Annotated in this window: 23 protein-coding genes, 2 tRNA genes and 1 rRNA gene; 14 read left to right on the forward strand and 12 right to left on the reverse strand. The window is 60.8% G+C overall.

Annotated features, from left to right (window positions below):
- The first annotated feature begins 305 nt into the window (after window positions 1–305).
- Together CQ012_RS05810 and rrf are read left to right on the forward strand one after the other, a co-directional pair.
- On the forward strand, window positions 306–1,088 hold the full coding sequence (locus CQ012_RS05810) for an SDR family oxidoreductase (protein WP_105659108.1): 783 nt from the start codon (window positions 306–308) through the stop codon (window positions 1,086–1,088).
- 144 nt (window positions 1,089–1,232) lie between these two features.
- Window positions 1,233–1,349: ribosomal RNA gene (gene rrf, locus CQ012_RS05815) — 5S ribosomal RNA — on the forward strand.
- Between the two features lie 128 nt (window positions 1,350–1,477).
- Here the strand turns inward: rrf and CQ012_RS05820 are convergent.
- The 3 genes from CQ012_RS05820 to CQ012_RS05830 form a co-directional block, all read right to left on the reverse strand.
- Entirely contained in the window at window positions 1,478–2,545 is a 1,068-nt protein-coding gene (locus CQ012_RS05820) for an ABC transporter ATP-binding protein (RefSeq protein WP_105659109.1), read from the reverse strand.
- 65 nt (window positions 2,546–2,610) lie between these two features.
- The gene (gene otsB / locus CQ012_RS05825; RefSeq protein WP_146112911.1) at window positions 2,611–3,390 is read right to left on the reverse strand and encodes a trehalose-phosphatase; all 780 of its coding nucleotides are present in this window, start codon (window positions 3,388–3,390) and stop codon (window positions 2,611–2,613) included.
- A gap of 41 nt (window positions 3,391–3,431) precedes the next feature.
- Window positions 3,432–4,895 (reverse strand): alpha,alpha-trehalose-phosphate synthase (UDP-forming), encoded by a 1,464-nt coding sequence (locus CQ012_RS05830; protein ID WP_105661586.1) that lies wholly within the window; start codon window positions 4,893–4,895, stop codon window positions 3,432–3,434.
- 400 nt (window positions 4,896–5,295) lie between these two features.
- Between CQ012_RS05830 and CQ012_RS05835 the strand changes: the two genes are divergently transcribed.
- The 5 genes from CQ012_RS05835 to CQ012_RS05855 all read left to right on the forward strand — a co-directional run bounded on the left by CQ012_RS05835 (window position 5,296) and on the right by CQ012_RS05855 (window position 10,208).
- Complete coding sequence (locus CQ012_RS05835) at window positions 5,296–6,162, forward strand: DsbA family protein (protein WP_105659112.1); 867 nt, start codon at window positions 5,296–5,298, stop codon at window positions 6,160–6,162.
- A gap of 171 nt (window positions 6,163–6,333) precedes the next feature.
- Window positions 6,334–6,407: transfer RNA gene (locus tag CQ012_RS05840), tRNA-Thr, on the forward strand.
- Between the two features lie 164 nt (window positions 6,408–6,571).
- Window positions 6,572–7,522: a DUF808 domain-containing protein gene (locus CQ012_RS05845; protein WP_105661587.1), complete on the forward strand. Its 951-nt coding sequence runs from the start codon at window positions 6,572–6,574 to the stop codon at window positions 7,520–7,522.
- 122 nt (window positions 7,523–7,644) lie between these two features.
- Window positions 7,645–9,279 (forward strand): HsdM family class I SAM-dependent methyltransferase, encoded by a 1,635-nt coding sequence (locus CQ012_RS05850; protein ID WP_105661588.1) that lies wholly within the window; start codon window positions 7,645–7,647, stop codon window positions 9,277–9,279.
- Window positions 9,276–10,208, forward strand: coding sequence for a hypothetical protein (locus CQ012_RS05855; RefSeq protein WP_105661589.1), 933 nt, complete (start codon window positions 9,276–9,278; stop codon window positions 10,206–10,208). Before CQ012_RS05850 ends, CQ012_RS05855 begins: the two co-directional genes overlap by 4 nt.
- 4 nt (window positions 10,209–10,212) lie before the next feature.
- Here the strand turns inward: CQ012_RS05855 and CQ012_RS05860 are convergent, their stop codons facing one another.
- Entirely contained in the window at window positions 10,213–10,830 is a 618-nt protein-coding gene (locus tag CQ012_RS05860; RefSeq protein ID WP_105661590.1) for a GNAT family N-acetyltransferase, read from the reverse strand.
- A 409-nt stretch (window positions 10,831–11,239) separates the two neighbouring features.
- Here CQ012_RS05860 and CQ012_RS05865 point away from each other — a divergent pair.
- Window positions 11,240–11,316: transfer RNA gene (locus tag CQ012_RS05865), tRNA-Val, on the forward strand.
- A gap of 56 nt (window positions 11,317–11,372) precedes the next feature.
- Here CQ012_RS05865 and CQ012_RS05870 read toward each other — a convergent pair.
- Window positions 11,373–12,419: an LLM class flavin-dependent oxidoreductase gene (locus tag CQ012_RS05870; protein ID WP_105661591.1), complete on the reverse strand. Its 1,047-nt coding sequence runs from the start codon at window positions 12,417–12,419 to the stop codon at window positions 11,373–11,375.
- A gap of 201 nt (window positions 12,420–12,620) precedes the next feature.
- Between CQ012_RS05870 and CQ012_RS05875 the strand changes: the two genes are divergently transcribed.
- Window positions 12,621–14,291 carry a threonine/serine exporter family protein gene (locus tag CQ012_RS05875; RefSeq protein ID WP_105659118.1) on the forward strand — a complete coding sequence of 557 codons (1,671 nt, stop codon included), beginning with the start codon at window positions 12,621–12,623 and terminating at the stop codon, window positions 14,289–14,291.
- On the opposite strand, the gene CQ012_RS05880 is transcribed toward CQ012_RS05875, so the two are convergent.
- The gene (locus CQ012_RS05880) at window positions 14,288–15,061 is read right to left on the reverse strand and encodes a uracil-DNA glycosylase (RefSeq protein ID WP_105661592.1); all 774 of its coding nucleotides are present in this window, start codon (window positions 15,059–15,061) and stop codon (window positions 14,288–14,290) included. The two genes, CQ012_RS05875 and CQ012_RS05880, sit on opposite strands and share 4 nt — an antisense overlap.
- Window positions 15,062–15,217: 156 nt before the next feature.
- Between CQ012_RS05880 and CQ012_RS05885 the strand changes: the two genes are divergently transcribed.
- From CQ012_RS05885 to groL, 3 genes are all read left to right on the forward strand, one after another.
- Window positions 15,218–15,508, forward strand: coding sequence for a DUF3263 domain-containing protein (locus CQ012_RS05885; RefSeq protein WP_105659120.1), 291 nt, complete (start codon window positions 15,218–15,220; stop codon window positions 15,506–15,508).
- Window positions 15,509–15,550: 42 nt separating this feature from the next.
- Window positions 15,551–16,156, forward strand: a complete 606-nt coding sequence (locus CQ012_RS05890; protein ID WP_105659121.1) for a LytR C-terminal domain-containing protein — start codon at window positions 15,551–15,553, stop codon at window positions 16,154–16,156.
- Window positions 16,157–16,452: 296 nt separating this feature from the next.
- Window positions 16,453–18,090: a chaperonin GroEL gene (gene groL / locus CQ012_RS05895; RefSeq protein ID WP_105659122.1), complete on the forward strand. Its 1,638-nt coding sequence runs from the start codon at window positions 16,453–16,455 to the stop codon at window positions 18,088–18,090.
- 99 nt (window positions 18,091–18,189) lie between these two features.
- On the opposite strand, the gene CQ012_RS05900 is transcribed toward groL, so the two are convergent.
- From CQ012_RS05900 to CQ012_RS05920, 5 genes are all read right to left on the reverse strand, one after another.
- Window positions 18,190–19,080, reverse strand: coding sequence for a DUF4031 domain-containing protein (locus CQ012_RS05900; protein ID WP_105661593.1), 891 nt, complete (start codon window positions 19,078–19,080; stop codon window positions 18,190–18,192).
- A gap of 43 nt (window positions 19,081–19,123) precedes the next feature.
- Complete coding sequence (locus CQ012_RS05905) at window positions 19,124–19,414, reverse strand: WXG100 family type VII secretion target (protein ID WP_038990044.1); 291 nt, start codon at window positions 19,412–19,414, stop codon at window positions 19,124–19,126.
- A gap of 111 nt (window positions 19,415–19,525) precedes the next feature.
- Window positions 19,526–21,064: a sensor histidine kinase gene (locus tag CQ012_RS05910; RefSeq protein ID WP_105659124.1), complete on the reverse strand. Its 1,539-nt coding sequence runs from the start codon at window positions 21,062–21,064 to the stop codon at window positions 19,526–19,528.
- Window positions 21,065–21,116: 52 nt separating this feature from the next.
- A complete protein-coding gene (locus tag CQ012_RS05915; RefSeq protein ID WP_105659125.1) occupies window positions 21,117–21,824 on the reverse strand; it encodes a response regulator transcription factor in 708 nt (235 codons plus the stop codon).
- A gap of 58 nt (window positions 21,825–21,882) precedes the next feature.
- Entirely contained in the window at window positions 21,883–22,101 is a 219-nt protein-coding gene (locus CQ012_RS05920) for a hypothetical protein (RefSeq protein ID WP_105661594.1), read from the reverse strand.
- A gap of 254 nt (window positions 22,102–22,355) precedes the next feature.
- On the opposite strand from CQ012_RS05920, the gene CQ012_RS05925 reads away from it, so the two are divergent.
- Both CQ012_RS05925 and CQ012_RS05930 read left to right on the forward strand, forming a co-directional pair.
- Window positions 22,356–22,739, forward strand: a complete 384-nt coding sequence (locus CQ012_RS05925) for a cold-shock protein (protein WP_038990235.1) — start codon at window positions 22,356–22,358, stop codon at window positions 22,737–22,739.
- Window positions 22,740–22,742: 3 nt separating this feature from the next.
- Complete coding sequence (locus tag CQ012_RS05930) at window positions 22,743–23,351, forward strand: DUF3027 domain-containing protein (RefSeq protein WP_105661595.1); 609 nt, start codon at window positions 22,743–22,745, stop codon at window positions 23,349–23,351.
- Window positions 23,352–23,425: 74 nt separating this feature from the next.
- On the opposite strand, the gene serC is transcribed toward CQ012_RS05930, so the two are convergent.
- A complete protein-coding gene (gene serC, locus CQ012_RS05935; RefSeq protein ID WP_105661596.1) occupies window positions 23,426–24,547 on the reverse strand; it encodes a phosphoserine transaminase in 1,122 nt (373 codons plus the stop codon).
- Between the last annotated feature and the right edge of the window lie 214 nt (window positions 24,548–24,761).

Here is a 24,761-nt window from a genome sequence, read left to right on the forward strand (position 1 = left end):
GGTCACCGCCGGACTTAACTTGAGTAGATGGTTTGAGGCCCTGGTACCGTTTGGTGCCGGGGCCTCACCTGTTTAACGGGAAGGGGAGGGGGAATTGGGCAGCTGGTGCAGCCTGGTTCCCCCTCCCCTCCTGCTCTAACCTCGATAGCTGCTAAGCGACTAAGGCAACCACAAACACTTGACTTAGGCATCATTGTTCAAGGGGCCACTCGAAATGGGCATAGTGTGGGATATGAGCGAGGCTGCGACTGACTCATCGACGGTGACTCGACTCGTCTTCCAATTGCGAAAGAGGGAAACCGAACGTGAGAACTTATGTCGTTACTGGCGCTGCTTCCGGTATTGGCGCGGCCACTGCAGGATTGCTTCGAGAACGTGGGCACAAGGTCATTGGAGTTGATCTACGCGATGCTGAGGTCACTGCTGACCTATCGACGCAGGCGGGCCGGCTAAGCGCCATCAGCCAGACCCTAGAGCATTCCGAAGGCAAGATTGACGCGGTCATCGCGGCCGCAGGCATCTCGGCTCCTAAGGCGATTACCGTCTCGGTAAACTACTTCGGCGTAACCAGGTATCTGGAAGGCCTGCTGCCTGCATTGGGACTCTCGCAGTCACCACGCGTGGCCGTGGTTTCCTCGATGGCCTCGATCCAGCAGAATTCCGCTGAACTCGTTGATGCATTGCTTGCAGGCGACGAGGAAGCAGCTCTGGCCATTGGTGCAGCCTTGGAAGCCGCTGGCCCGCAATCCGGTTACCTGAATTACCCGTCCTCCAAGCGTGCGCTGAGCCGCTGGGTTCGCCGCGAGTGCATCTCGGAGAAGTGGGCCGGCGCAGGGATCCCATTGAACGCTGTGGCTCCTGGCACCGTGATCACCAACATGACTCGGGACCTATTGGCGACAGAAGAAGGCAAATCGATGGTTGACCAGAATGTGCCGATGCCATTGAACTACCACTCTGAAGCCGTGGTAATTGCCAAGCTACTGCTGTGGCTAACGAGTGCAGAAAATACTCACGTCACCGGGCAAACGATTTACTGCGATGGCGGTGCCGAGGCTACGCTCCGCGGGGACGATATCTGGAGCTAGCCCAATTAGCCGGGTATGGCGAAGGACACTATTGGTAACGCGTTCTGAAGTGGCGCATCCACTGCGTGCTTGATATAGTTATGGAGTTGTCGCAATCGCGAATGACACCGTAGTTTTCCCATGGCTAGCCATGAGGTATAGAGTTACGGCGATCATAGCGTGGGGGAAACGCCCAGATCCATACCGAACCTGGAAGCTAAGACCCACAGCGCCGATGGTACTGCACTCGGGAGGGTGTGGGAGAGTAGGTCATCGCCGGGCATAATTTGCCGAAGGCCCCGAACTTATGTTCGGGGCCTTCGATGTTTAACCGGACTCTCGCGCAGCGGACTTAAAGCCAATGGCGGCTTGGAGTTCAATTTCCAAGCCGCCATTGGCGCTAGCCAGTATTAGGCGTTGTCCAAGCGCAGACCGCTTTCCGTATCAAACAGGTGCGCGTGCTGCAGATTTGGTGCAATATTGATGCGCTGTCCACGTGCGGGAGGCGTACGGCCGTCAACACGAACCACGACTATCTGAGTTTCGCCGCCTAGCTCTGCCGAACCGTAGATGTAGGCATCTGCGCCGAGCTCTTCAACAACGTCGACAACAATCTCCACGCCTTCGCCGGCACCGACAATCTCGATGTCCTCTGGACGGAAGCCCAATGTGACTCCACCCTGTGCTCCAGGCGCATCGATAACAGCTGAACCGAAAGCAACCTGTCCATTGGCAGACTGTAACTGCACCAGGTTCATGGCAGGGGACCCGATGAAGCCTGCGACGAAGACATTGCGTGGGCGATCGTAGAGCTCACGAGGAGTGCCTACCTGCTGCAACTCGCCGTCCTTGAGTACAGCAACGCGGTCACCCATAGTCAAGGCTTCCACCTGGTCGTGGGTCACGTACACGGTCGTGACACCGAGTCGGCGGGTCAGCGACGCAATCTGGGTACGGGTCTGCACGCGCAGCTTTGCATCGAGGTTGGACAGCGGCTCGTCCATCAAGAACACCTGGGGTGAACGAACGATGGCGCGACCCATGGCCACACGCTGACGCTGGCCGCCAGACAAGGCCTTGGGCTTGCGGTCCAAGTACTTCTCCAGATCGAGAAGCTTGGCTGCTTCCAGCACGCGCTTCTTGCGTTCCTCCTTGTCGACGCCGGCGATCTTCAAGGCAAAGCCCATATTCTCGGCAACGGTCATGTGGGGGTACAGCGCGTAGTTCTGGAAGACCATGGCGATGTCGCGGTCCTTAGGCGGAACGTTGGTCACATCCTTATCGCCAATGAGAATACGACCGGAGTTTACTTCTTCCAAGCCCGCGAGCATGCGCAGGGTGGTGGACTTGCCGCAACCCGAGGGGCCGACCAGGACAAGGAATTCTCCATCTTGGATTTCCAAGTCGATAGCGTCGACGGAAGGCACAAGTGCGCCCGGGTAGATGCGGGTGGCCTTTTCAAAGGTCACAGTTGCCATGATGACAATCCTTTCACGGGCAGGTACGTGCCCGACGATCCGTAGTGAAAGTGAGTTGGGACACTTCAGTGTCGCATGGAAATCAGACTTTTCAAAAGGTGTGGTAATTCACTTGGCGAAAGGATATTATGCGCGGCCGCAGTTGGTCCAGGTCCCACCTTGATGCCCAGATCCGCTGCGCCAAGAACCTTGAATCCGTTCTCGTCGGTCACGTCATCACCGACAAAAAGGACCGCTTGGACGTCGAGTACTTCACGCAACCACTGCAGGCTCTGGCCCTTATCGCCGTGATGCACGGTGGCCTCTAGCACCGCTTTGCCTTCAAGCAGTTTGATGCCGTCCAAATCACGTAGCGCCTGCCGCGCCTGTGCCAGGGCCTTGGCGGCAACTTCAGGTGTTGCCTGGCGGACGTGCAGGACCGTGGCCGACGGTTTGTACTCCACGCTGGCGTTCGCGTGCATCGCAGCAACTCGTTCCAGGCGCTTGGTAATTTGCCCGAGCAGCTCGGACTGCCTAGCGGTCAGCGGCTCATCGTGCCAGATCGCGCCCAGCTGTGGCGGAACCAAGCGCTCGGCACCGTGCGAACCAATGCGAATCTCTGGACGAGGTTCAGGATAGACCTCGCTCAAGGACTGCAGGTTACGCCCCGACACCACCGCGGTGTATACCCCGGGACTGGAAGCCAGCTGCTCGAAGGCAGCAGCAGACTCTTCCAGCGGCCGGGCCTCTTGGGGCCGGTCAACCAGCGGGGACATCGTTCCATCAAAGTCCAAAGCAACTAGTACCCGCTGATGGGCAGCAAATTCAGCGAGCGCGGCCTGCAGGGCAGGGTCAAGGTCAGGCAATGGTATTCCTCATCGGAGATCAGGATTCCTGTCGGAATCTTCTAGCGAACGATTTCGTGCACGGAGGTGGCCGCGTTGATCTCGGCCAGCTCGGCTAGGAAATCCTCGGACCACTTCGAGACGTCGTTGAGCGCCAAGTGGCGGTTCATGCGTTTCATCCGGCGTTCCTGCTCTGCCTCATTCATCTGAACCGCTTCAACGATCTTGGCCTTCATCCCGTCGATGTCGTGCGGGTTGACCAGGACAGCCTGGGTCAGCTGATCGGCAGCGCCGGTGTACTCCGAGAGCACCAGTACACCGCGACCATCCTGGTGCGCAGCGACGAACTCCTTGGCCACCAGATTCATCCCATCGCGCAGGGCCGTGACCAGCAGGACATCGGCTGCCAGATACATGGCGATCATTTCGCGCAGCGGATAGGACTGGTGCAGGTAGCGCAGGGTGGTGTGGCTCAGGGTGTCATGCTGGCCGGTGATCTGCCCGACCATGAGCTCCACCTGGTCACGCAGCTCGATGTAGCTGTCCACGTTTTCCCGGCTGGGGCTGGCTACCTGGATCAGGCAGACATCACCGGCGCGCAGAGTCTGGTCGGAGAGCAGCTCGCCATAGGCCTTCAGGCGGTGGCGAATGCCCTTGGTGTAGTCCAAGCGGTCCACGCCCAGCATGATGGTTTTCGGATTGCCCAGCTCATGGCGGATCTGGGCGGCACGGGCAATGATTTGCGGATCGCGTGCGAGCTTGGCGATTTGCTCGGTATCGATGGAAATCGGATGCGCATTGGCACGGCAGAGATTCTGCATGTCGTTACCGGCTGGGGGCGAAGCCACATCGCCCTTGGTGGAGTAGTCGGTGAAACGGCGCAAGCAGCGCAGGAAATTGCTCGCATCGGTTTCGCGCTGGAACCCGACCAAGTCCGCGCCGACCAGTCCCTGCAAGATCTGGGTGCGCCAGGGCAGCTGCGAAAACAGGCTGGCCGCCGGGAACGGTATGTGCAGGAAGAAGCCGATTTTCAGATCGGGTCGCGCCAGCCGCAGCATCTGCGGAACCAGCTGCAGCTGGTAGTCGTGGACCCACACGGTAGCGTGCGGAGCAGCGATTTCCAGTACGGCATCGGCGAATCGCTGGTTGATCCTCTTATAGCGGTCCCACCAGGTGCGGTGGTACTCCGGTGGCACGATGACGTCGTGGTAGAGCGGCCAAAGCGTCGAGTTGGAGAAGCCCTCGTAGTAGAGGGTCAGGTCATCCTCATCCAGGGGGACCGGAACCAGATGGATGTCATCCTTGTCGAAGCTCTCCAGTTTCTCGCCGATACCGCCATGCCAACCCACCCAGGCACCTTCGGACGCAGCCATGACCGGTTCCAAGGCGGTAACCAAACCACCGGGCGAACGCTGGAATCCTTGCGATCCGTCAGGATTGGTGATGCGATCCACCGGAAGGCGGTTGGCTACTACCACAAAATCGTAGGAATTTTCGGTCTTTGTACTCGGCGCTGGGTTACCCACTGCAAACCTCCTGGTTTGTTCAATCTGGTTCACCGGCGTGGTGCAGATTCGTCGGTTCTGAGTGAATGACTTCTCGTCAAATTTCCTCGCTCTTGCTATTTAGCCTAGTGAAAACTGACTGCTAAGGGAACGAAGGGACGGATTTCTCCGTCATATGGGCTACTTCTGCGCATGTGCCGCGTGGTCAGCTAAGGACCGGCAGCAAAGAAACGATATCCGCCGATGACTTGGTTTAACGCTCAACTTAAGGTTTTCGAAGCACTTTGGGTGCTGTATGCGAAAGATATGTGAGTCCTGTGAAGGTGGGGGAATCTTGAGTTTTCAAGGATATTGGCGCTCGGAGTTGGCTAAGCTTGACTCCAGATGATAGTTGTCCGCTGACCAAGGAACCGCCAAATTTATGTCTACAAATAACCCGCGCCCATCGAAGGCAGAGCGAACCGCGAGTGCCCGAGAGAAGGCGGCGCAGATGCGTGCCGCTCAAGATGCCGCTCAGAAGCGCAAGTCGCTTTTCGTGAAGCTGGGCGTATTGGCCGCAGTCATTGTGGTCATCGCACTGGTAGTTACCTTGATCGTGCAGAACAACAACGCAAAGGTGGCAGACTCCGGCGCCGTGCCGCAGGGCGCTACCGCAGCCGGTGGCATCATGGTCACCTCGCCGGACACTGTCGCAGAGAAGTCCATCGAGAATGTGGATATCAAGACGCTCGAAGCACCTGCCGAGGCGCCATCGCCTGCTACCCCACGCGACCTGACGGTGGCTGAAAAGGGCGAACCGATCAACATCGCCATGTACGTTGACGCCAACTGCGTTCACTGTGCAGACTTCGAGGCTACCTACGGGGACCAGATCGAGGAATGGCTGGCCAACGGCGACGTCACCGTTGAATACCGCAACGTCGGCTACCTTGACCGTGGTTCAGCAACCAACTTCTCCTCGCGCGGCGCCAACGCATTGGCTTGCGTCGCCGACGAAAGCCCAGAAGCCTACATGGGCTTCGTCAAGGCACTGTGGGGCCACTACCCAGAGGGCGAGATGAAGAACGCCGAGCTGGCCGATCTGGCGATCCAGAATGGCGCTGCGCAGTCCGTTGAAAGCTGCATCGCAGATGACAAGTTCCGTCCATTCGTCCAGTACACCACTACTGCCGGCCAGTACGATGGCGTGGCTGGCACCCCATCGATCTTCGTCCAGGGCAAGGTAGTCGATCTGGCAAAGGAAGACTTCCCAACCGCAGTGAAGGAAGCAATCGCTGCCAACAAGTAAGTCGAACCGGTAGACTCTGGACAATTGTTCGGGATCCGGTAGTATCCTTATTGATCTCGCACCCCGACCGATGGGAAGGAAGCCAATGATGGCTTCCTTCCCATCGGCATTTAACTCGGAGCATCGCCAATTCGCAGTGCCGCAGGGTTTTCGGATATTCTTATTCGGTACGCCCCCTTAGCTCAGCTGGCCAGAGCGTCTGTCTTGTAAACTGAAGGTCACCGGTTCGAATCCGGTAGGGGGCTCTGACCTGGTCCTGGACCAGCAACGGGAACCGTGTCCATGAATCTTCGTGGCGCGGTTTCTTTTTTTAGCCCCAGGTCTTGCCCGAGCCAGCGTCGCGCCTATGGCAGGCTCAAAGATCCCGCCGGTAGAATTTTGCGCAGAACCTATATTTGAGGAGCCGACCATGGCCGGAGGCCTTGCAGCACTATTGGACGACGTGGCGGCGCTGGTGAAAGTCACCGCGGCATCGCTTGATGACATCGCGCTGGGCGCTGGCAAGGCCAGCACCAAATCGCTAGGCGTCGTCATCGACGATGCGGCAGTCACCCCGCAGTACGTGGCCGGACTCTCGCCCAAGCGCGAGCTTCCAATCATCTGGAAGATCGCCGTTGGGTCTATCCGGAACAAAATGCTGTTCATCCTTCCGGTGGCGCTGATCCTATCGCAGTTCGCTCCATGGGCGCTGACCCCGATCCTGATGATCGGTGGCGCTTATCTGGTTTTCGAAGGCGCCGAGAAGCTGCTTGAGGCGATGGGCGCGATCAAGCACCACACTCCGGGCGGCAAGGAGGGAGTGCGCGACGAGAAAGCGATCATCGGATCGGCAGTGCGCACAGACCTCGTGCTTTCCGCGGAGATCATGGTCATCTCGCTGAACGAGGTGTCCCACGAGCCATTCTTGAATCGCGCGCTGATCCTGATTGTGATCGCCATCCTGATGACCGTCGTGGTCTATGGCGCCGTGGGCTTGATCGTCAAAATGGACGACATCGGACTGCACATGGCCGCCAAGCCGCGCCAGCTCACGCAGAAGATCGGGCGCGGCCTGGTCAAGGCGATGCCCATCGTGATGTCCATCCTGAGCAAGGTCGGCGTGATCGCGATGCTCTGGGTCGGCGGGCACCTGCTGCTGGTCGGCATGGACGAACTGGGCTGGCACGCACCGTACGGCTTCGTGCACCACGTTGAACTGCTGGTCCACGACGCGACCGGTCAGGCCGGCGCCGTGCTGGGCTGGCTGGTGAACACCGCCTTCTCCTGCCTTGCCGGTTTTATCATGGGTACCGTGATTACCGTCATCATCCTGGGCATCGAGAAGCTGCGCCACATGGGCAAAGCCGAAGCAGACCACTAGGAACAGGAATCAGCCAGATGCCCGCGCACGTAGAATAGAGAAGTTGCCGCCCGGACTCGGTCTACCGGTCCAGCCCAACTGTCTGGCCTACGTGGAAAGATCGATGCGTGTTGAGTAGAGAATTGACAGATCAGGCGACCGCCCGCCATGCGCGCGGAGCCTACTTCACCCCGGAACCCGTCGCCAGCTTCATGGCGCAGTGGGCGCTGGGGGAGCAAGGATCCAAGGTCCTGGAACCCTCCTGCGGTGAAGCACAATTCCTTGCCGCTGCCCATCCGGTGCTTGCAGATGGCCGAGACCGGGTCGAGCTGGTGGGCCTGGAACTGCACGAACCATCGGTGCAGGCCGCCCGTGAGCGGATGAGCGCCGCCGGGATCGACGCGCGCATCGAGCACGCCAACTTCTTCGAGGTCACCGGCAACGCCGAGTACGACGCTGTCATCGGCAACCCTCCCTACGTGCGCTACCAGCTGCACCGCGGGGCTGACCGGCAGCTCTCGCGCGCCGCGGCCAAAGCCTCGGGCGTGGAACTGAATGAACTTGCCAGCATCTGGGCCGCTTTCGTCGTGCATGCCACCAGCTTCCTTGCCGTCGGCGGGCGCCTGGCCCTGGTGCTTCCGGCAGAGCTGATGTTCGTGAACTATGCCGGGCCTGTCCGCCAGATGCTGCTTGAACGCTTCGCCAGCGTGCACCTGGCCGTCTTTGAAGAGCGCTTGTTCGCCGACGCGCAGGAAGAAGTGGTGCTGCTGCTGGCCGAGGGCTACCGCGAAGGGGCTAGCGGTTCCTTCAACCTGCACCAATTCCGCAATGCGCTGGATCTGCAAGCCCTGGGCGAAGGCACCCGCCACACCCCGGTGCGCATGAACGAGCGCTGGACCGGTTCCCTGGTCGGCCTTGAAGCCCAGGGGATCTTGTCGGCGGCACTGGCCGCCGGCCGGATGGCGCCGCTGCAGTCCTGGGGCGAAACCTCGCTGGGCGCGGTCACCGGCAATAATAAGTGGTTCACCCTCTCGGCCCAGCAGATCCAGGACCTGGGGCTGGCCCGCGAGGACCTGATCCGGATCTCGCCTCCGGGCTCGCGCCACCTGCGCGGGCTGGAATTGAGCGAGGACGGCTGGGAAAAGCTCGCCGAGCACGGGGCAGCTGCCTACATGTTCCGCCCCGGCGCGGAACCCAGCGGTGCTGGTGCGCGCTTTGTGGCCAGCGGTGAACTGCAGAACGTCGACCAGGCCTACAAGTGCAAGGTGCGCTCGCCATGGTGGCGGGTGCCGGTGCTCTCGGTGCCGGACCTGTTCATGACCTACATGAACGCCGACACCCCGCGGTTGACCGCCAACGAGGCCGCGGTGCACCACATCAACTCGATCCATGGGGTGTACCTCGGCGCCGATGCGCGCGAGCTGGGCCGCGAGCTGCTCCCGGTGGCATCGCTCAATACCCTGACCATGCTCGGAGCCGAAATGGTGGGCCGCTCCTACGGCGGCGGCATCCTGAAGCTGGAACCGCGTGAAGCCGACCAGCTGCCGGTCCCGGCGATCGGCATGGTGCAGCGCTATGCCCGGCAATTGCGTGCCATCAAGCCGGCGGTGCGTGAACTGCTGGTGCAGGGGCGCAAGCAAGAGGCCACCGACCTGGTGGACCGCGTGGTGCTCGAGCAGCTGCTCGGCTTGGAGCCGGATGCGCTGGAGGCGGTCCGCACTGCGCGAATGAATATGCTCGAACGCCGCAAGGCCAGAAGCAAAGCCGTGAGGGGATGAACGTGGCCAATCCTGCGATCGAAAAGACCTTGGCCTTTGCCGAATTCGATACCACGTTGATGTCAGCGGCGAAGGATTCGCCCTGGCTGGGCAATGGCGCGGTAACCGAGGAATTCAACCCGTCCTTCCCGGTGCTCGAACGCCTGCTGAGCATCCCGGTCCGCAACAAGGCGGTCACCAGATCGGGCCGCTTTGCCCAGGGCGTGGACGCATGGCTGGCCCATGAATTGCGCCGTGCCGGATTCGATGCGGATCTGGTGTGGCCGCGTCCCGAGGCGCCCCGGGTCTTGTCCAGCGACATCCTGGAACTGCTGCGCAAGCTGCCGGAGCGGCTGGCCGACGAGGTGCACGAGTCCATCATGGCGGGCAAGGCGGGCAGCATCGACGCGCGCATCCTGGGCCGCGCCTACATGAAGCAAACCGACGTGGTGATGACCCATTGGTCCACCGGTCCCGAACTGCTGCTCAGCACCAAGGCGATGACCTCATCCTTCGGCAAGAACCTGGCCAACCGCTATGAAGAGGCCTATGGGGATGCGGCTAACCTGCGGGCCCGCTACCCGCTGGCAGCCGTCGGGTTCTTCTTCGTGCAGCGTGCCACGATCCTGGAATCCGAGCCGGCTGCCTTCCGCCGCACCGTGGACATGATCCGCAAGCTGCGCGACTTCGGCGACGGCTTCGGGTACACCGCCACCGGCCTGCTGCTGGTGGATTGGGATGAGAGCGCGGAGCATCCCGAAGTGAAATGCGTCCACGCTCCGGTGCCCGCGGATATTGCCGCGCCGCAGTTCCTCAACGCCATGGTCGATGCGGTCCTGAAGGTCACCCCGATCGACCTGCACGAGGCCGCTCGCGCTCGCCGGGCCGGAGAAGTTGCCCCGCTGCCGGGCCACGGCTCCGTGGACGAACAGCAGGACGCCCTGTTCTAGGCGGTCACATCACCGGCACGGCGGAGGCCGGATCATCGGATCCGAACTGCGCGGCGAATCCCTGGACCGGTGCCGGGCCGGCCATGAGGCTCGGGGCTGGCATCGCACTTTCGGGAAGGTGGATGGCCACGTGGTCCTCGGAGGCCTGCGGCAATTGCGCGGCCCACTGCCATGCGGCCTCGGTGGCCCGGTAGATGAACTTCAGCTGCCCATCGTGCTCGAAGCTGCGCTCGCGCTGCCACAGTTCCGAGCGCTCGTAGAAGGCCCAGGATGCCGGGTTCTGCGAATCGATGACGCTGATCGGAGTTTTGCCCGAACGCAGCGCGTGGGCAAGGCGCAGCGACGTCGCATGCTGGCGGATGCCCAGGCGGCGGTAGTCCGGGCGCACGGCCATGCAACCGAGCTCCACGGCGTTCATCGAAGAAGTCGGGGCAATGATGGAATCATGCACGAGGCCTGCGGCAACCAAGGTGCCCTGGTCGCGCACGGTCACAAGCAGCGAGAGCCGGTCGAACTTCTGGTTCCAACGCTGGTCGACCAGGGGGTAAAGGGTCGTTAATTCGGCGCGCTGGGCCGGCTGAACGCATAGGGATGACAAGGAAAAGTTCAGGTTTTCAAACACTGGGTACGGTCCTAAATTCTAAGAACGAACGAAAGATGAGGCTTTTGCGCGGTGGAAAAATCCACTGCGCGGTTTCGTTGGCCTTGAGGGGACCGATGCCGGCGGCTTCCGGCAACTTCCTTGTAGGGTCCAGTTTGAGCTCGATGAGCTAGAAAAATTATGGAGTCTAAAGTCCCTTTTTGACAAGTGGAAATGGGTACTTTTAGGTGAATCGCAAATAAACTATTCGGCGCTGTTTTTCTGCTCTACTCATTGCCTGATCCGCGACTGTTCGAACCTGCGCTGGAAGCGGCATTTCGGCGTGTTCCGGGGACGGATTCCGGGCGCTGGAACCGGTGGCCGATTTGGAGTGAGGTCCTCGGCCCGGTAGGATTGCTTATGCGCTTGGCTTGCAAGTCAGGGCGCAGATGGATCTTTAGCTCAGTTGGTTAGAGCGTTCGCCTCACACGCGAAAGGTCGCTGGTTCGAGTCCAGTAAGATCCACCAAGAACGAAAGCCACCGCAATGCGGTGGCTTTCGCTGTTTTCGGGACAGCCAGGATCCTAGGCGCCAAGCAGCTGGTGCACCATGGGCTTGACCTCTTCTCCGAGCAACTTGATGCTGTTCATCATCGCCTCGTGCGGCAAGGAACCGGCAGAGTACTTGATGTCAACGCGCGACAAGCCCAGCTGCTGGGCCACCTTGGCCATCTTCCGTGCCACAGTTTCCGGGCTGCCGGCCATCATGGCTCCCTCGGGCCCCATGGAAGCCTGCAAGCGCATCTTGCTGGCCGGCGGCCAGCCTCGTTCGGCGCCCAGCCGATTCATGGTGCGCTGGTAATGCGGCCAGAGGGTTTCCAGGGCCTCCTGGTCGGTGGAAGCCACCAAGCCATGGAAGTGCGCCGAGACCGGCAATTCTCCATGGCCGAACTCCTTCAGCGCACGGCGGTAGAGGGTTGCCAAGCCTTCGAAGGCCGAGGGCTGGCCGCCGATAATGGCCAAGCACAACGGCAAGCCATGCCGGGCCGCGCGGGTGACCGACTGCGGGCTGCCACCCACGCCCACCCAGGTGGTCAAGGGCTGGTCTTCCAGCAGCGGGTAGATCTGCTGGTTGCGCAAGGCGGCGCGGTGCTTTCCCTGCCAGGAAACCGGGGTGCCGTGGCGGAGCTTGGCCAGCAGATGCAGCTTCTCTTCGAACAGGTCCTCGTAGTCTTCAAGATCCAGGCCGAAGAGCGGGAAGGATTCGATGAAGGAGCCGCGGCCTGCGATGATCTCGACTCGCCCGTTGGAGATCGCGTCCAAGGTGGCAAAGCGTTCGTAGACGCGCACCGGGTCGTCGCTGGAGAGCACGGTCACCGCGGTGCCGAGCTTGATGCGCTGGGTAGTGCTGGCCAGGGCGGCCAGAACCATTTCGGGGGAGGAGATGGCATAGTCATCGCGGTGGTGCTCGCCGACACCGAAGAAATCAAGACCCGAGGCTTCGGCCTGCTGCCCCTCGGCGATGACATTGCGGATCACCTGGGCATGGCTCAGCGGGTTGCCCTGGGCATCCTCGGTGATGTCGCCGAAGGTCTCGGCTCCGATTTCTGGCAATGGGAACTGCGTATTCATTGGATCCTCCGGATTATATGCAAACACATCTAACTTCTGCATGGTGCAACCAACTGCCGAGCGCCGGTATTCCAGTGGCCGAAAATACCCTTAAATGTGTTCGGCGATACCTCCCGAATTCGCCACGTTCCCGACAACTTTTCATGCACGGGTTGTATGGTGAATCCCATGGGAAAAACTTTGGATGAGGGGGCATGATTCGTGGCGCATCGATCTAGCGAGGAACAGGCCGCCTCGTCGAATGCCGTAGGCGAGGATCCGGCTCCGCTAGCTGGCGTCTTGCCCCGCATTGCCACTAGTGAGATCAACATGGGCTTCCATCCGGCAGAGCCCGCCGAAGAGCCGGCAACGGCATCTGAACTACCGCTCAATACGGCGGTCAGCGCCAACGTGGCGGCTGCCGATGTCTCGGATATCGAGTGGCGCACCGGCCAGGTCCACACCACCGATGAGGGCATTACCCTCATGCCTACCCGCGCCAACCCGGTGGCCCGTCGGCTGCTGGCGAAAATGTGGATCTCGGATACCCCTCCCACCGAGGCGCTGAACATCGTTGAGCGCCTGCAGGGCACCCCCTACGCCAACCCCAAGGTCAATGTGGACCAGGACGCGTCCAACCGGCGCACCATGGAGTTCGCGCTGGATTTGGGCGAGACCTTGATCCGCTACGGCGCAGGCGCCTTGGAAGTGGAAACCAGCGTGATCGCGGTGACCGCGGCACTGGGCTTGAGCCACTTGGATGTGGACATCACCAACCAGTCCCTGCATTTGAACTACAGCCCGCCGGACGCCGAAAGCTACTCGGTGCTGCGTGTGGTCCGCTCCTACACCTCGAACTACGCCGGCATGGTGCTGGTGCACGAACTCGTCTCGGATATCATTGCCGGCGGCGTATCGCGATCCGTTTCAGCGAAGCGGCTGAAGGACATCACGCGGCAGCCCAAGCCGTTCCCGCGCTGGATCGTCGCCTGCGGCCGGGCCGTGTTCGCGGCCGCGTTCGTGCTCTTCATTGGCGGCTCGTGGGCTGGTGCGCTGGTGGCGATGCTGTCCTCGAGCCTCGTGACGCAGATCGGCCGATACGGCTCGCGCTGGAGAGTGCCCGAGTTCTTCACTATCGCGGCCTCGACATTGGTGGTCACCGGCATTGCCTTGCTGGGGCATCAATTCCACGCTCCGCTGGATCCGGCGCTGGTGGTCTCTGGCGGCATCTTGCTGCTGCTTCCGTCGGGCAGATTCGTTTCGGCATTGCAGGATGCCATCAACGGCTTCCCGGTGACAGCGGTAGGCCGGTTGTTCTCGGCCAGCCTGATCTACGGGGCGATCCTCTGCGGAATTGCTACGGCCCTGGTGATCTCGGATCTGCTCGGGGGAGAGAAGGTCGACGTTCACCAGATCGTCCAAACCGACTATCCGGCCTGGCTGCTGGTGGTCTTGGTGGGCGTGGCCATTGTCGCCGGTGCGGTCACCGAGCAGAGCGCGCTGCGCCTGCTGCTGCCTACCGCCGGCATTGCGGTCGGCGGCTACCTGGTGCAGCTGCTGGCCGAAAGCATTGGACTCGGAGACCGGGCTACCCCGGCGCTGGTCGCCACGGTGATCGGTTTCGCCGCGCGGCTGGCGGCGGACAAACTCCGCTCCCCGCAGCTGGTGCTAGCGGCTCCTGCGGTCATGTTCCTGCTTCCGGGCCTGATGATCTTCCGCGCAATGTACGGCATCGTCATCAACGTCAATGACACCGCCACGGGACTGGTGGAGATGTTCAACGCCATGGCGATCATGCTCTCCATCGCTGGCGGCGTCGTCTTCGGCGATACGCTGTGCCGTCCATTGACCTCCAGCGCCCGGCGTGAGCGCCGGCGGATCCGCCGACGCTAGGCTTTCGGCAACGACCAGTCAATCGGCTTCTGTCCGCTGTCGGACAGGAGCCGATTGATGCTTGAGAAGGGCTTGGAGCCGAAGAACCCGCGCGAGGCTGAGAGCGGCGAGGGGTGGGCGCTTTGCAGCTGCACGGCGTTGGACAGGGACTCGGAGAGTTTCTGCGCATGCTTGCCCCAGAGCAAAGCCGCCGGAGGCCGCGGACGGTCATTGAGCGCGGTGAGGATGGCATGCAGAATTGGCGCCCAACCCAGCTTCTGATGCGAGCCGGCATTGCCAGCGGCTACGGAGAGCACCTGGTTCAGCAGCAAGACGCCTTCGGAAAGCCATGGACTGAGATCCGGATGCGCGACCGGCTCCAGTCCCAGATCGGAGTGCAATTCCTTGTAGATATTGGCCAAGGAGCGCGGCAGCGGACGCACCTGCTTGTTGGCCGCGAAGGCCAAACCGTTTGCGTGGCCGGGTGTCGGATATGGGTCTTGGCCAACAATTAGGACCTTGACTTCGGACAATGGCAGGCTCAGTGCGCGGAACGTCACCTCCGGTGCCGGCAGGATCTGTTCACCGGCCGCCGAACGGGCCGCCAAATCGGTGGCCAGGGAACGCAGCAACGAGTCCTGCTCGCAGAGTGCCGGTACCCAGTCTGCAGCGATAAACCCGTGGTCGGCCATGGATTGGGCACCATGGTAGAACGGGAAATCAGCCGCTTCGTACACTGGTGTCCGAGCTGGCTGGGGTGCATCGAAAAGTGCTGGCTGCAAATCGTCCATAGGGGTAATTGTGCCGTTTTTCTGGCGTGCCTGTGCTCGGCCACACGGTGTTAGGCAAGCAGATTGGTTAGAATATCGGTGGTATGTCTACCGATGGTGGATTACATGCATAGCCGAAACCCGAGAAAACTGGTCCAATGACAGAGGTGAGAACGTATGGCTGAGAATGAATTGCTGGTGGATTTCGTCATGAACCCGGATTCGGAATTGGATGAGCGTTCGCAACAGATCCTCAACCTGGAAAAGTTGTGGTGGAAGTATGCCGGGGCCAAGGAACAAGCCATTACCAAGCAGTTTTCGATGTCGCCGACGAATTACTACCAGCTGCTGAACCAGCTGATTGAAACCGACGCGGCACTGGCCTACGACCCGATGTTGGTCAAGCGCCTGCGCAGAGCACGTTCCACAAAACGTCGCGTGGGCGGTAAGGTCGGCACGGGACGATAACCCTGCCTGCCGTGACCAATCAGACCTCGAGCAAGGACAAGAATGACCAACTACCCGCGTGACGAATTTGATCGCGTTCCGGAGTTCAGCACCCGTGTGGGTTCGCACCACGCCCACGGATGGGCGCAGTCCGCCGCGTCGAAGTCAACCGGTGGGAAATTGCGCTGGGTAGTGCTGACCGCTGTACTCGTGCTGGTGATCGGTGCCTTGTCCTTCATCTTCGGCCCTCAGCTCAAGGAGACCCTCGCGACTTCCACGGGAAGCGACACCTCGCAAACCCAGGAAGTCACCGCCGAGCCCTCCGTGGAACCCACACCTAGTGAATCCGCATCGCCAACGAGCACCATCGATGACGAAGACGTGCTCTACGGCCAGCTGATTGGCGTGTACAACGCGGCAAGTGTTGCCGGTCTGGCTAATGAAGGCGAAGACGCCATGGCCGAAGCCGGGTTCACCAGCATTGTGGCCGACAACTGGACCAGGCCCGCAGAAGTCTCCACGGTTTATTACATGTCCGAGTCCTACCGCACTACCGCTGAAAAAGCTGCAGAAATCCTGAATATCGACGAAGTTCTGCAGACCAGCAACATTCCGAACCGGGTCACCGTGGTTCTGGGCTCCGATGACACCCTGGGGCTAAACGAATAATTCGTTCATAATTCCATTCGCTCAGAGCCGATCGGCTTGCACTCGCCATGCGAGAGTGCCAATATTTGTATTAGCACTCATGCGTTGCGACTGCTAACGCCGGTCGGCTTTTGCGTTCTCCAAGAACTTCATGAAGCACCGGACAGCGGATGCAGGGCGTGGGAGTGGAAAATACCTCAGATAGCGAGAGCTGAAACGGTTGCTGGCCCGATGCCGCACCGGTCCACTCGTCCGTCGCGGGCGCTGTCTGTCGGTTGCATTTTCGCAAAATCGTCCCGAAAGGACCGTACGCCACAATGGCTAAGATGATTGCATTTGACGAGGAAGCACGCCGCGGACTTGAGCGCGGCCTGAACACCCTTGCTGACGCGGTGAAGGTCACCCTGGGCCCACGCGGCCGCAACGTTGTTCTGGAAAAGAAGTGGGGCGCTCCTACTATCACCAACGACGGCGTGTCCATCGCTAAGGAAATCGACCTCGAAGAGCCTTACGAGAAGATCGGCGCAGAGCTGGTCAAGGAAGTTGCCAAGAAGACCGACGACGTCGCTGGAGACGGTACCACCACCGCAACCGTGCTGGCACAGGCACTGGTCAAGGAAGGCCTGCGCAACGTTGCCGCAGGTGCTGACCCAATCGCACTGCGCCGCGGTATCGACAAGGCCGTAGAAGCTGTTACCGCTGAACTGTTCGCCGCTGCGAAGAAGGTCGAATCCAAGGAGCAGATCGCTGCTACCGCTTCGATCTCTGCTGGCGATCCGGAAATCGGCGCACTGATTGCTGAAGCTCTCGACAAGGTCGGCGAGCAGGGCGTTATCACCGTTGAAGAATCCAACACCTTCGGCCTGGAGCTGGAGCTGGCAGAGGGCATGCGCTTCGACAAGGGCTACATCTCCGCTTACTTCGTCACCGACGCTGAGCGCCAGGAAACCGTTCTCGAGGACCCTTACGTCCTCATCGTGAACTCGAAGATCTCCTCGGTCAAGGACATGGTGACCTTGCTGGAGAAGGTCATGCAGTCGAACAAGTCGCTGCTGATCATCGCCGAAGATGTCGAGGGCGAAGCCCTGGCTACCCTGATCCTGAACAAGATCCGCGGCCTGTTCAAGTCCGTTGCTGTCAAGGCTCCGGGCTTCGGCGACCGTCGCAAGGCCATGCTGACCGACATCGCTATCCTCACCGGCGGCCAGGTTGTTTCCGAGGAAATCGGCCTGTCCCTGGACAACGTAGGCCTGGAAGTCCTCGGTACCGCCCGCAAGGTCGTTATCACCAAGGACGAGACCACCATCGTTGAAGGTGGCGGCGAAGCCGACGCCATCGAGGGGCGCAAGGCCCAGATCGCAGCCGAGATCAAGAACACCGACTCGGACTACGACCGCGAGAAGCTGCAGGAGCGCCACGCAAAGCTCTCCGGCGGTGTCGCTGTGCTGAAGGCCGGCGCTGCTACCGAGGTAGAGCTCAAGGAGCGCAAGCACCGCATCGAAGATGCCGTGCGCAACGCCAAGGCAGCTGTTGAAGAAGGCATCGTCGCCGGTGGTGGCGTTGCACTGATCCAGGCTGGCGCTGCAGCATTCGAGAAGCTGGTTCTGGAAGGCGACGAAGCTACCGGTGCGAACATCGTCCGCGTTGGCATCGAAGCCCCGCTGAAGCAGATTGCCCTGAACGCTGGCATGGAGCCAGGCGTTGTCGCTGACAAGGTCAAGGGCCTGCCAGCAGGCCACGGCCTGAACGCTGCAACCGGCGAATACGTCAACCTGCTTGAAGCTGGTGTCAACGACCCAGTGAAGGTGACCCGTTCGGCACTGCAGAACGCGGCATCGATCGCTGGCCTGTTCCTGACCACCGAAGCTGTTGTCGCAGATAAGCCAGCTCCTGCTGGCGCTGCCCCAGCCGGTGGCGATGACATGGGTGGCATGGGCGGAATGGGCGGCTTCTAAGCTTCCCGCACGCACTAAGCACGCAGTAATCGCGCCGATGGCCCGGATCCTTTCGAGGGATCCGGGCCATCGGCCGTTTAACGTGGGACAAGCGTTGCACTATAGCCAGCTGTGCAACAGCTCCAGCTCGGTGCCCAAATTATTCCGCGCGCGCTGCTCCCAGCGCCGGGATCCGGCTTGGGTGCCGTAGATCAGTTCTTTCTCCAACAGGCCGCTGAGTATCTTGCTGCGCCCGGCAGCAAGCACATGGCGGGGAAGATGCCCGTACTCCTTGTAGATGGCCTCGGCATAGCGCTGGTAGGCCGGAGCGGGGCGGGCCAGGACCTCCAGATCGGCATCGCAGAGGATATGGCCCAGGCGATCGGTTTCTGCCGGGGCATGCTTGGCGGTGAGCATGACCAGCCCGCTGACCTTCGAGACGGCACCAGGGGAGAGGACTCCCCATAGCCGTTCACGGGCCAAGGTGGCCGATTTGAACTCGTCTTCGCTGGTTCCTGCGTAGACGGCGTCGTGGAACCACGCAGCGAGTTGGAGCAGCATGAGTTCTTCGGGATCGGCCTGGCCTTCAGCCAGCCAGTCGATGGCTTCGAGCACCGAGAGCAGATGCACCCGGTCGTGGTAGTGGCGATGGCTCTCGGACCAATAGCCCAACAGCTCGGTTCCGAGCTGAGGCTCGGTGGGCAAGGTGCGGGACCAACGCCGGGTGAGGACGGTGCCCAGCTTCTCCGGACGGTATTTGGCTGGTATCCGAATCCCGGACTTGACCAGTGCGCGGACCAGCTCGGATCCGGAGACTTCAAGGGCGCCAGCTGCCACGAGCCGATCGTAGCGTTCGCGAGGCACATCGTAGTGATCCCGGTCGAAAGCGCGGCGGGAGATTTCTTGCTGCCCGGCGAACTCATGGAGTTCAGCCAATGAAGTATCCGACACCAAGTGGGCAAAGAGCGTGCCGTGGGCAGGCCAGCGCGGCGGGTCGATCAGAATGCTCATAAGGCTAAGCCTACTGATCAACCGGCCGTCGCGTCTGCGGTTTTCAGTAACGGAACAGCGAGGTGTTGACCTGCTCGACCTCTTCGTACTGCATGGAGGCATGGTTCAAGGCCGTGGCAATGCTGCTCAGCGCCTCTTCGATCTGCACATGGGTTGAGCGCCATTCGGCCACGATCGACTGGAAGGAGGCCGCGGCGGAACCCTGCCAGGTGCTTTGCAACTGGTCCAAGTTCATTTGCATGGTCGAGACCTCATTGCGTAGCCGGTCAATGGTGTTCATGACGGCCTGGGATTTAACCTGCATCTCGCCGGTGTTGGTGGAGAACGTACTCACTGGAATCGTCCTTTCTGGAATGAGCGGTTTGATCACTGATGCACTCACCTTAGAAACACCACACCCCGTGCCGGGCAAAACCGGCACGGGGTGTGGAGAAAGCCATCGGCGCTAGTCTTCCGTATCGTCGACTTCCGGTGCTTTCGGTTCGCGCAGCGGCACGTAGGGCATGGAGATGGACATCGTGGCGCCACCGCCAGGGGTATCTGCCAACGCCACCGAACCTCCGTGCTGCTGGACGATGGCCGCAACAATGGCCAAGCCCAGGCCGGAACCGCCGGTCTCGCGTTGGCGCGAGCTATCGGAGCGGTAGAAGCGTTCAAAAATGCGCTTGGAATCCTCGGCCGGGATGCCCGGGCCGTGGTCGCGGATTTCAACGACCGCGTCCAGCGTTCCAGCCACCAATGAACGCACGCCGACGGCAATTTCCAAGGGGGAACCTTCCGGGGTGTAGCGCAGCGCGTTGGTGAGCAGGTTGGCGATGATCTGCCGGATGCGGGCATCATCACCGACGGTGCTCGCTGGGCTGGGGCGTTCGGACACGAGCCCCACAAGTTTGACGGTACGGTCCGGTGCACGGACCTTGGTGTCTTCCACCGCGTCCTGGCCCAGGACCAGCAAATCCACTGGCTGCTTTTCCATGGGGCGTTGCTCGTCCAGGCGGGCGAGCATCAAGAGGTCCTCAACCAGGCGGGCCATGCGCTTGGATTCGCTTTCGATGCGGCCCATCGCCGAGTCCATGGCCTCCGGATCCGCCAGCCCGCCGTAGCGGTAGAACTCCGAATAGCCCTGGATGGTGACCAGCGGGGTACGCAGCTCATGCGAGGCGTCCTGGATAAAGCGGCGCATCTTCTGTTCGGAAGCCTCGCGGTCGTTGAACGCCTTTTCAATTTGGGCCAGCATGGCGTTGAGCGAGCGCGAGAGCCTGCCCACTTCGGTCTCAGCGGGATAGTCCTTCACGCGCTGGGACAGATCGCCATCGGCGATCATCGACGCGGTGCGCTCCACATTGATCAGCGGCTTGAGCGAACGCCCGGTGAGCCCGTAGGCGATCATCGACATCAGCAGGGCCGCAAGCGTGCCGGTGGAGAGCACCAGCACCGCAGTTTGGCTGACGGTACGGTTCACATTATCCAGCGGCATGGACAAGAACAGGTTCAGCTCGCTGCTCTTCAACGGGATCATCACCGTACGCCAACCAGCGGAGGTGGGGAAGGCGCCGGGGACCGTGGCAGGGGAGTTCGGGTGGGCTGCCAGCTGCTGGATCTGTTCCATATTAAGCAGCGGCAGATCCGTGCCGTTGGAAGGACCGACCCGCGAACGCGGCATCACGTAGACGATCTCGCCGTCCTGGTCGCGAATGTCAGCGTAGGCGCTGCTGAGCCCGAGCAGCGTGGCATCGACATCCAAGGCGTCATGGCTGCCGTTGTCCTCGTTCAAGGAGTAGAGGTAGGCCTTGTTCAGCCCGTAGGCCATCGTCGACTTGGACACGTTCAGCTGCTTGTCGATCTGGCTGGTCATCGCGATCCTCAGCGTATGCGCCGAACCGATAGCGGTAGCGAAGATCGCGACGATCATCAGTCCAAACATGACCGCGACCAGTTTGGTCCGCAACGAGGTGCGACGCCACTGGGCTCGAAATGACTTCATATGCTGACTTTACAAGGCCTTCAATTATTGGCGCGGACCGTTACGTGTGCCGTTAGCGGCGGTCTGGGGTGCGCATCAGGTAGCCCACGCCGCGCTTGGTCTGGATCAGTGCAGGCCATTCCGGGCGGTCCACCTTGCGACGCAGGTAGGAAATGTAGGATTCCACGATCGAGGCATCGCCGTTGAAGTCGTATTCCCAGACATGGTCCAAGATCTGCGACTTGGACAGTACGCGGTTCGGGTTCATCATCAGGTAGCGCAGCAGCTTGAACTCGGTGGGGGACAGGTCAATGATCTCCCCGGCACGGCGCACCTCGTGGGCGTCGTCATCCAGCTCAAGGTCGGCCACGATGATGGTCGCGTTCTCGTCCTCGCCATTGGCGGTACGGCGCAGGACGGCACGGATGCGGGCGACGACTTCATCCAGGCTGAATGGCTTGGTGACGTAGTCGTCGCCGCCGACGGTCAAGCCGGTGACCTTGTCGCTGGTGTCGTCGCGCGCGGTCAGGAACAGCACCGGGAAGTGGCGGCCAGCGGCGCGCAGTTTACGGGTGATGGTGAAACCGTCCATGTCCGGAAGCATGACGTCCAGGACGGCCAGGTCCGGTTCTTCGGCTTCAACGGCTGCGAGGGCTTCGCGTCCGTTGGCAGCAGCGACAACTTCGAAGCCTGCAAAGCGCAGGGAAGTGGAGAGCAGTTCGCGGATATTCGGCTCGTCATCGACAACGAGAAGTTTTGCCTCAGCAGTTTTTGGACTCATGAATTACAGTGTGCCGAAGAAGTCTGGGAGTCCGCTGAGTGAATGCTGAAGCGAGTGGCTAGCTTTTTCGGCGCCTGGCGACGTTTCCGAAGACCACGATGGCGGCCAGGATGAATGCCGTTGGCAAGCCCAAGCGCGCAAAGAGCATCAGCAGCGGCGGGATGGCCATCTCCTGGAAGTAGAAGACGAGGGTTCCGACCAGCGCCAAGGCGGAAAGGATGGCGATGATGATCGCCAATCGGGAAAGTGCAGTCATGGTTTTGGATGAATCGCTCACGCTACCAAGTTTAGCCCCGGAGCCATGGGCGACAGGCGGAATGCGAAGATTGCCGGGCAAAGATGAATTCACCGCACGAGAGATGACATAATCTTAGATAAAGGACTTGAAGCGATCCAGCAGATTGAGCACCCGGCAAGAAGCAGAGAAGAATTCCGGCAGTGGCTCCGCTGGATCGCACATATGAATATGCATGGCGCTGAGCAGGCCTCGGCTATGCAGCTTAGCTACAAGAACGAACGAGGTAAATGATCATGCCTAGCGGCAAGGTTAAGTGGTACGAAAAGGCCAAGGGCTTCGGCTTCATCACCGCCGAAGATGGCAAAGAGATCTACGTCAATGCCGCGGCATTGCCCGAAGGCGTGCATGACCTGCGCCCCGGAACCCGCCTGGAATTCGGCGTTGCCGAAGGCCGCCGCGGCCCACAGGCACTGAGCCTGCGCTTGCTCGAAGCCGCCCCATCGGTCGCACGTGCCAAGCGCAAGAAGCCCGAAGACGAGGCAGTGCTGATCGAAGATCTTATTAAGCTGCTCGACAACGTTTCCAATAGCTTGCGCAATGGGCGTTATCCTGAACAGGCATATGGCAAGAAGGTTGCTACTGTACTTCGTGCGGTAGCCGACGATCTGGACGCATAAATAATGGCCCGTAAACCCAAGTTGGACACCATCCTCGCCGAGGCAGTGGATACTGCTCGCGGTGCGCTCGCAGAAATTGCCGGTGCGTCAGAAATCGGCGAACACCTAGGCGTCACGGCGGAAGGTGAGCGACTTGTCACCCATCGTTTTGCCTCCCATAAGTCGGGATATCAAGGATGGACCTGGTTCGCCACGCTTGCGCGGGTTTCACGGGCAAAATCCAAGGACCTGACGGTTTGCGAAGTAGGCATTATTGCAGGGGAGCAGTCATTGCTCGCTCCGGCATGGGTGCCATGGGCCGACCGCCTGGCAAAGGAAGAGATTGAAGCGGCCAAGGCCGCCGAAGCCGCAGAGGACTTGGCCGGGACCGGCGGGGAAGCCGACGGTCCTGAAGCCACGGAGCCAGCGAAGGAGCAGGATCCATCGGATCCAGGCGCCGAGGCCCAGGATCCGCAGACCGAAGTCGAAGCGGACGGCGCCGAAAATGACGATGACGCTGTGCAGCAGCATAAGTCGCCGGCACGTCGCCAGGTACGCCGCCGTCGCACGGCGCAGCGCACCGCAGCCCGTCGCCGGGCAGCGCAGCGTAATCGCACGCGCAAGGAAAACTAGGCAATAGCGGCAGAGACCTTCGCACAACGATGATGAATCGTTGTGCGAAGGTCTTTGGCTTTAATCGAGGGTTCTTAGAGCTGCTCGATCACGTAGTCGATGCACTTGAGCAGTGCTTCGACGTCGCTTGGCTCGATCGCAACGAAGGTGGCGATCCGCAGCTGGTTGCGGCCCAGCTTGCGGTATGGTTCCACGTCGACAACGCCGTTAGCGCGCAGTGCCTTGGCAATTGCCGAGGCATCGACCGAGTCATCGAAGTCAATGGTGGAGATGACGTTCGAGCGGTGCGCTGGGTCGGCCACATAAGGGGAAGCGATTTCGGAAGCCTCGGCCCAAGCCCGGATCATCCCTGCGGACTGTGCCGTGCGCGCTGCCGCCCACTTCAGGCCGCCGTTGGCATTGATCCACTTGATCTGCGCATCCAGGCCCACAAGAGTGGTCAGCGATGGCGTGTTGTAGGTCTGGTTCTTCAAGGAGTTATCCAGCGCGGTCGCCAGGTTCAAGAAGTCGGGGATCCAGCGGTCGGTTGCTGCAATTTCCTCGATGCGGGCAATCGCGGCGGGAGAAACGAAAGCCAGCCACAGGCCGCCGTCGGAAGCGAAGTTCTTCTGCGGAGCGAAGTAGTACACGTCGGTCTCGGACAGATCCACGTCCAGGCCTCCGGCGGCGCTGGTGGCGTCAATGACTACCAGTGCATCGTCGTTGGCGCCAGCAACGCGCTTGATCGGCGCCGCGGCACCGGTTGAGGTCTCATTGTGCGGCCACGCGTAGAGGTCTACGTCGGCTTCGGCTACGGGTTCAGGTACGGTGCCCGGCTCGCCGACAATGATGGAGGAAGGTTCCAGGAATGGAGCCTTGTCGGTGGCTTTGGCGAACTTCGAGCCGAATTCGCCGAAGGACAGGTGCTGCGCCTTGGAACGGACCAGGCTGAATGCAGCGGCATCCCAGAACGCGGTGGATCCACCCACGCCGAGAAGAACTTCGTAACCCTCTGGTGCGTTGAACATTTCCTTCAGGCCGTCCTGAACCGAAGCTACGAGGTTCTTGACCGGAGCCTGGCGGTGGGAGGTGCCCAGCAGTTCGGCGCCGGCATCGACGATGGCCTGGATCTGTTCCGCGCGAACCTTGGAAGGTCCTGCACCGAATCGACCATCGGCGGGCAGAAGGTTTTCTGGAATGTTGATATCCGTGCTCATCGCGCTCCTCTTGTAGCGATAGATTGAAGTGCCATAACGGCCACCATTACCCATGGTTTGGAATATTGACAGATAGCCTTGGCGTTTCAATAGATATCTTCGCAAATAGCGGGGTGTCGTGAGAAAAGCGCGTCGGTCGGTTACGCCGAGGGCTTGGCGGGTTACAGGGCTTTCTGCAGCTCCGACCAAGTAGAGTGGGATATCGACGCCACGT

This window comes from Arthrobacter sp. MYb214 (assembly GCF_002979865.1).
Taxonomy (GTDB): Bacteria; Actinomycetota; Actinomycetes; order Actinomycetales; family Micrococcaceae; genus Glutamicibacter.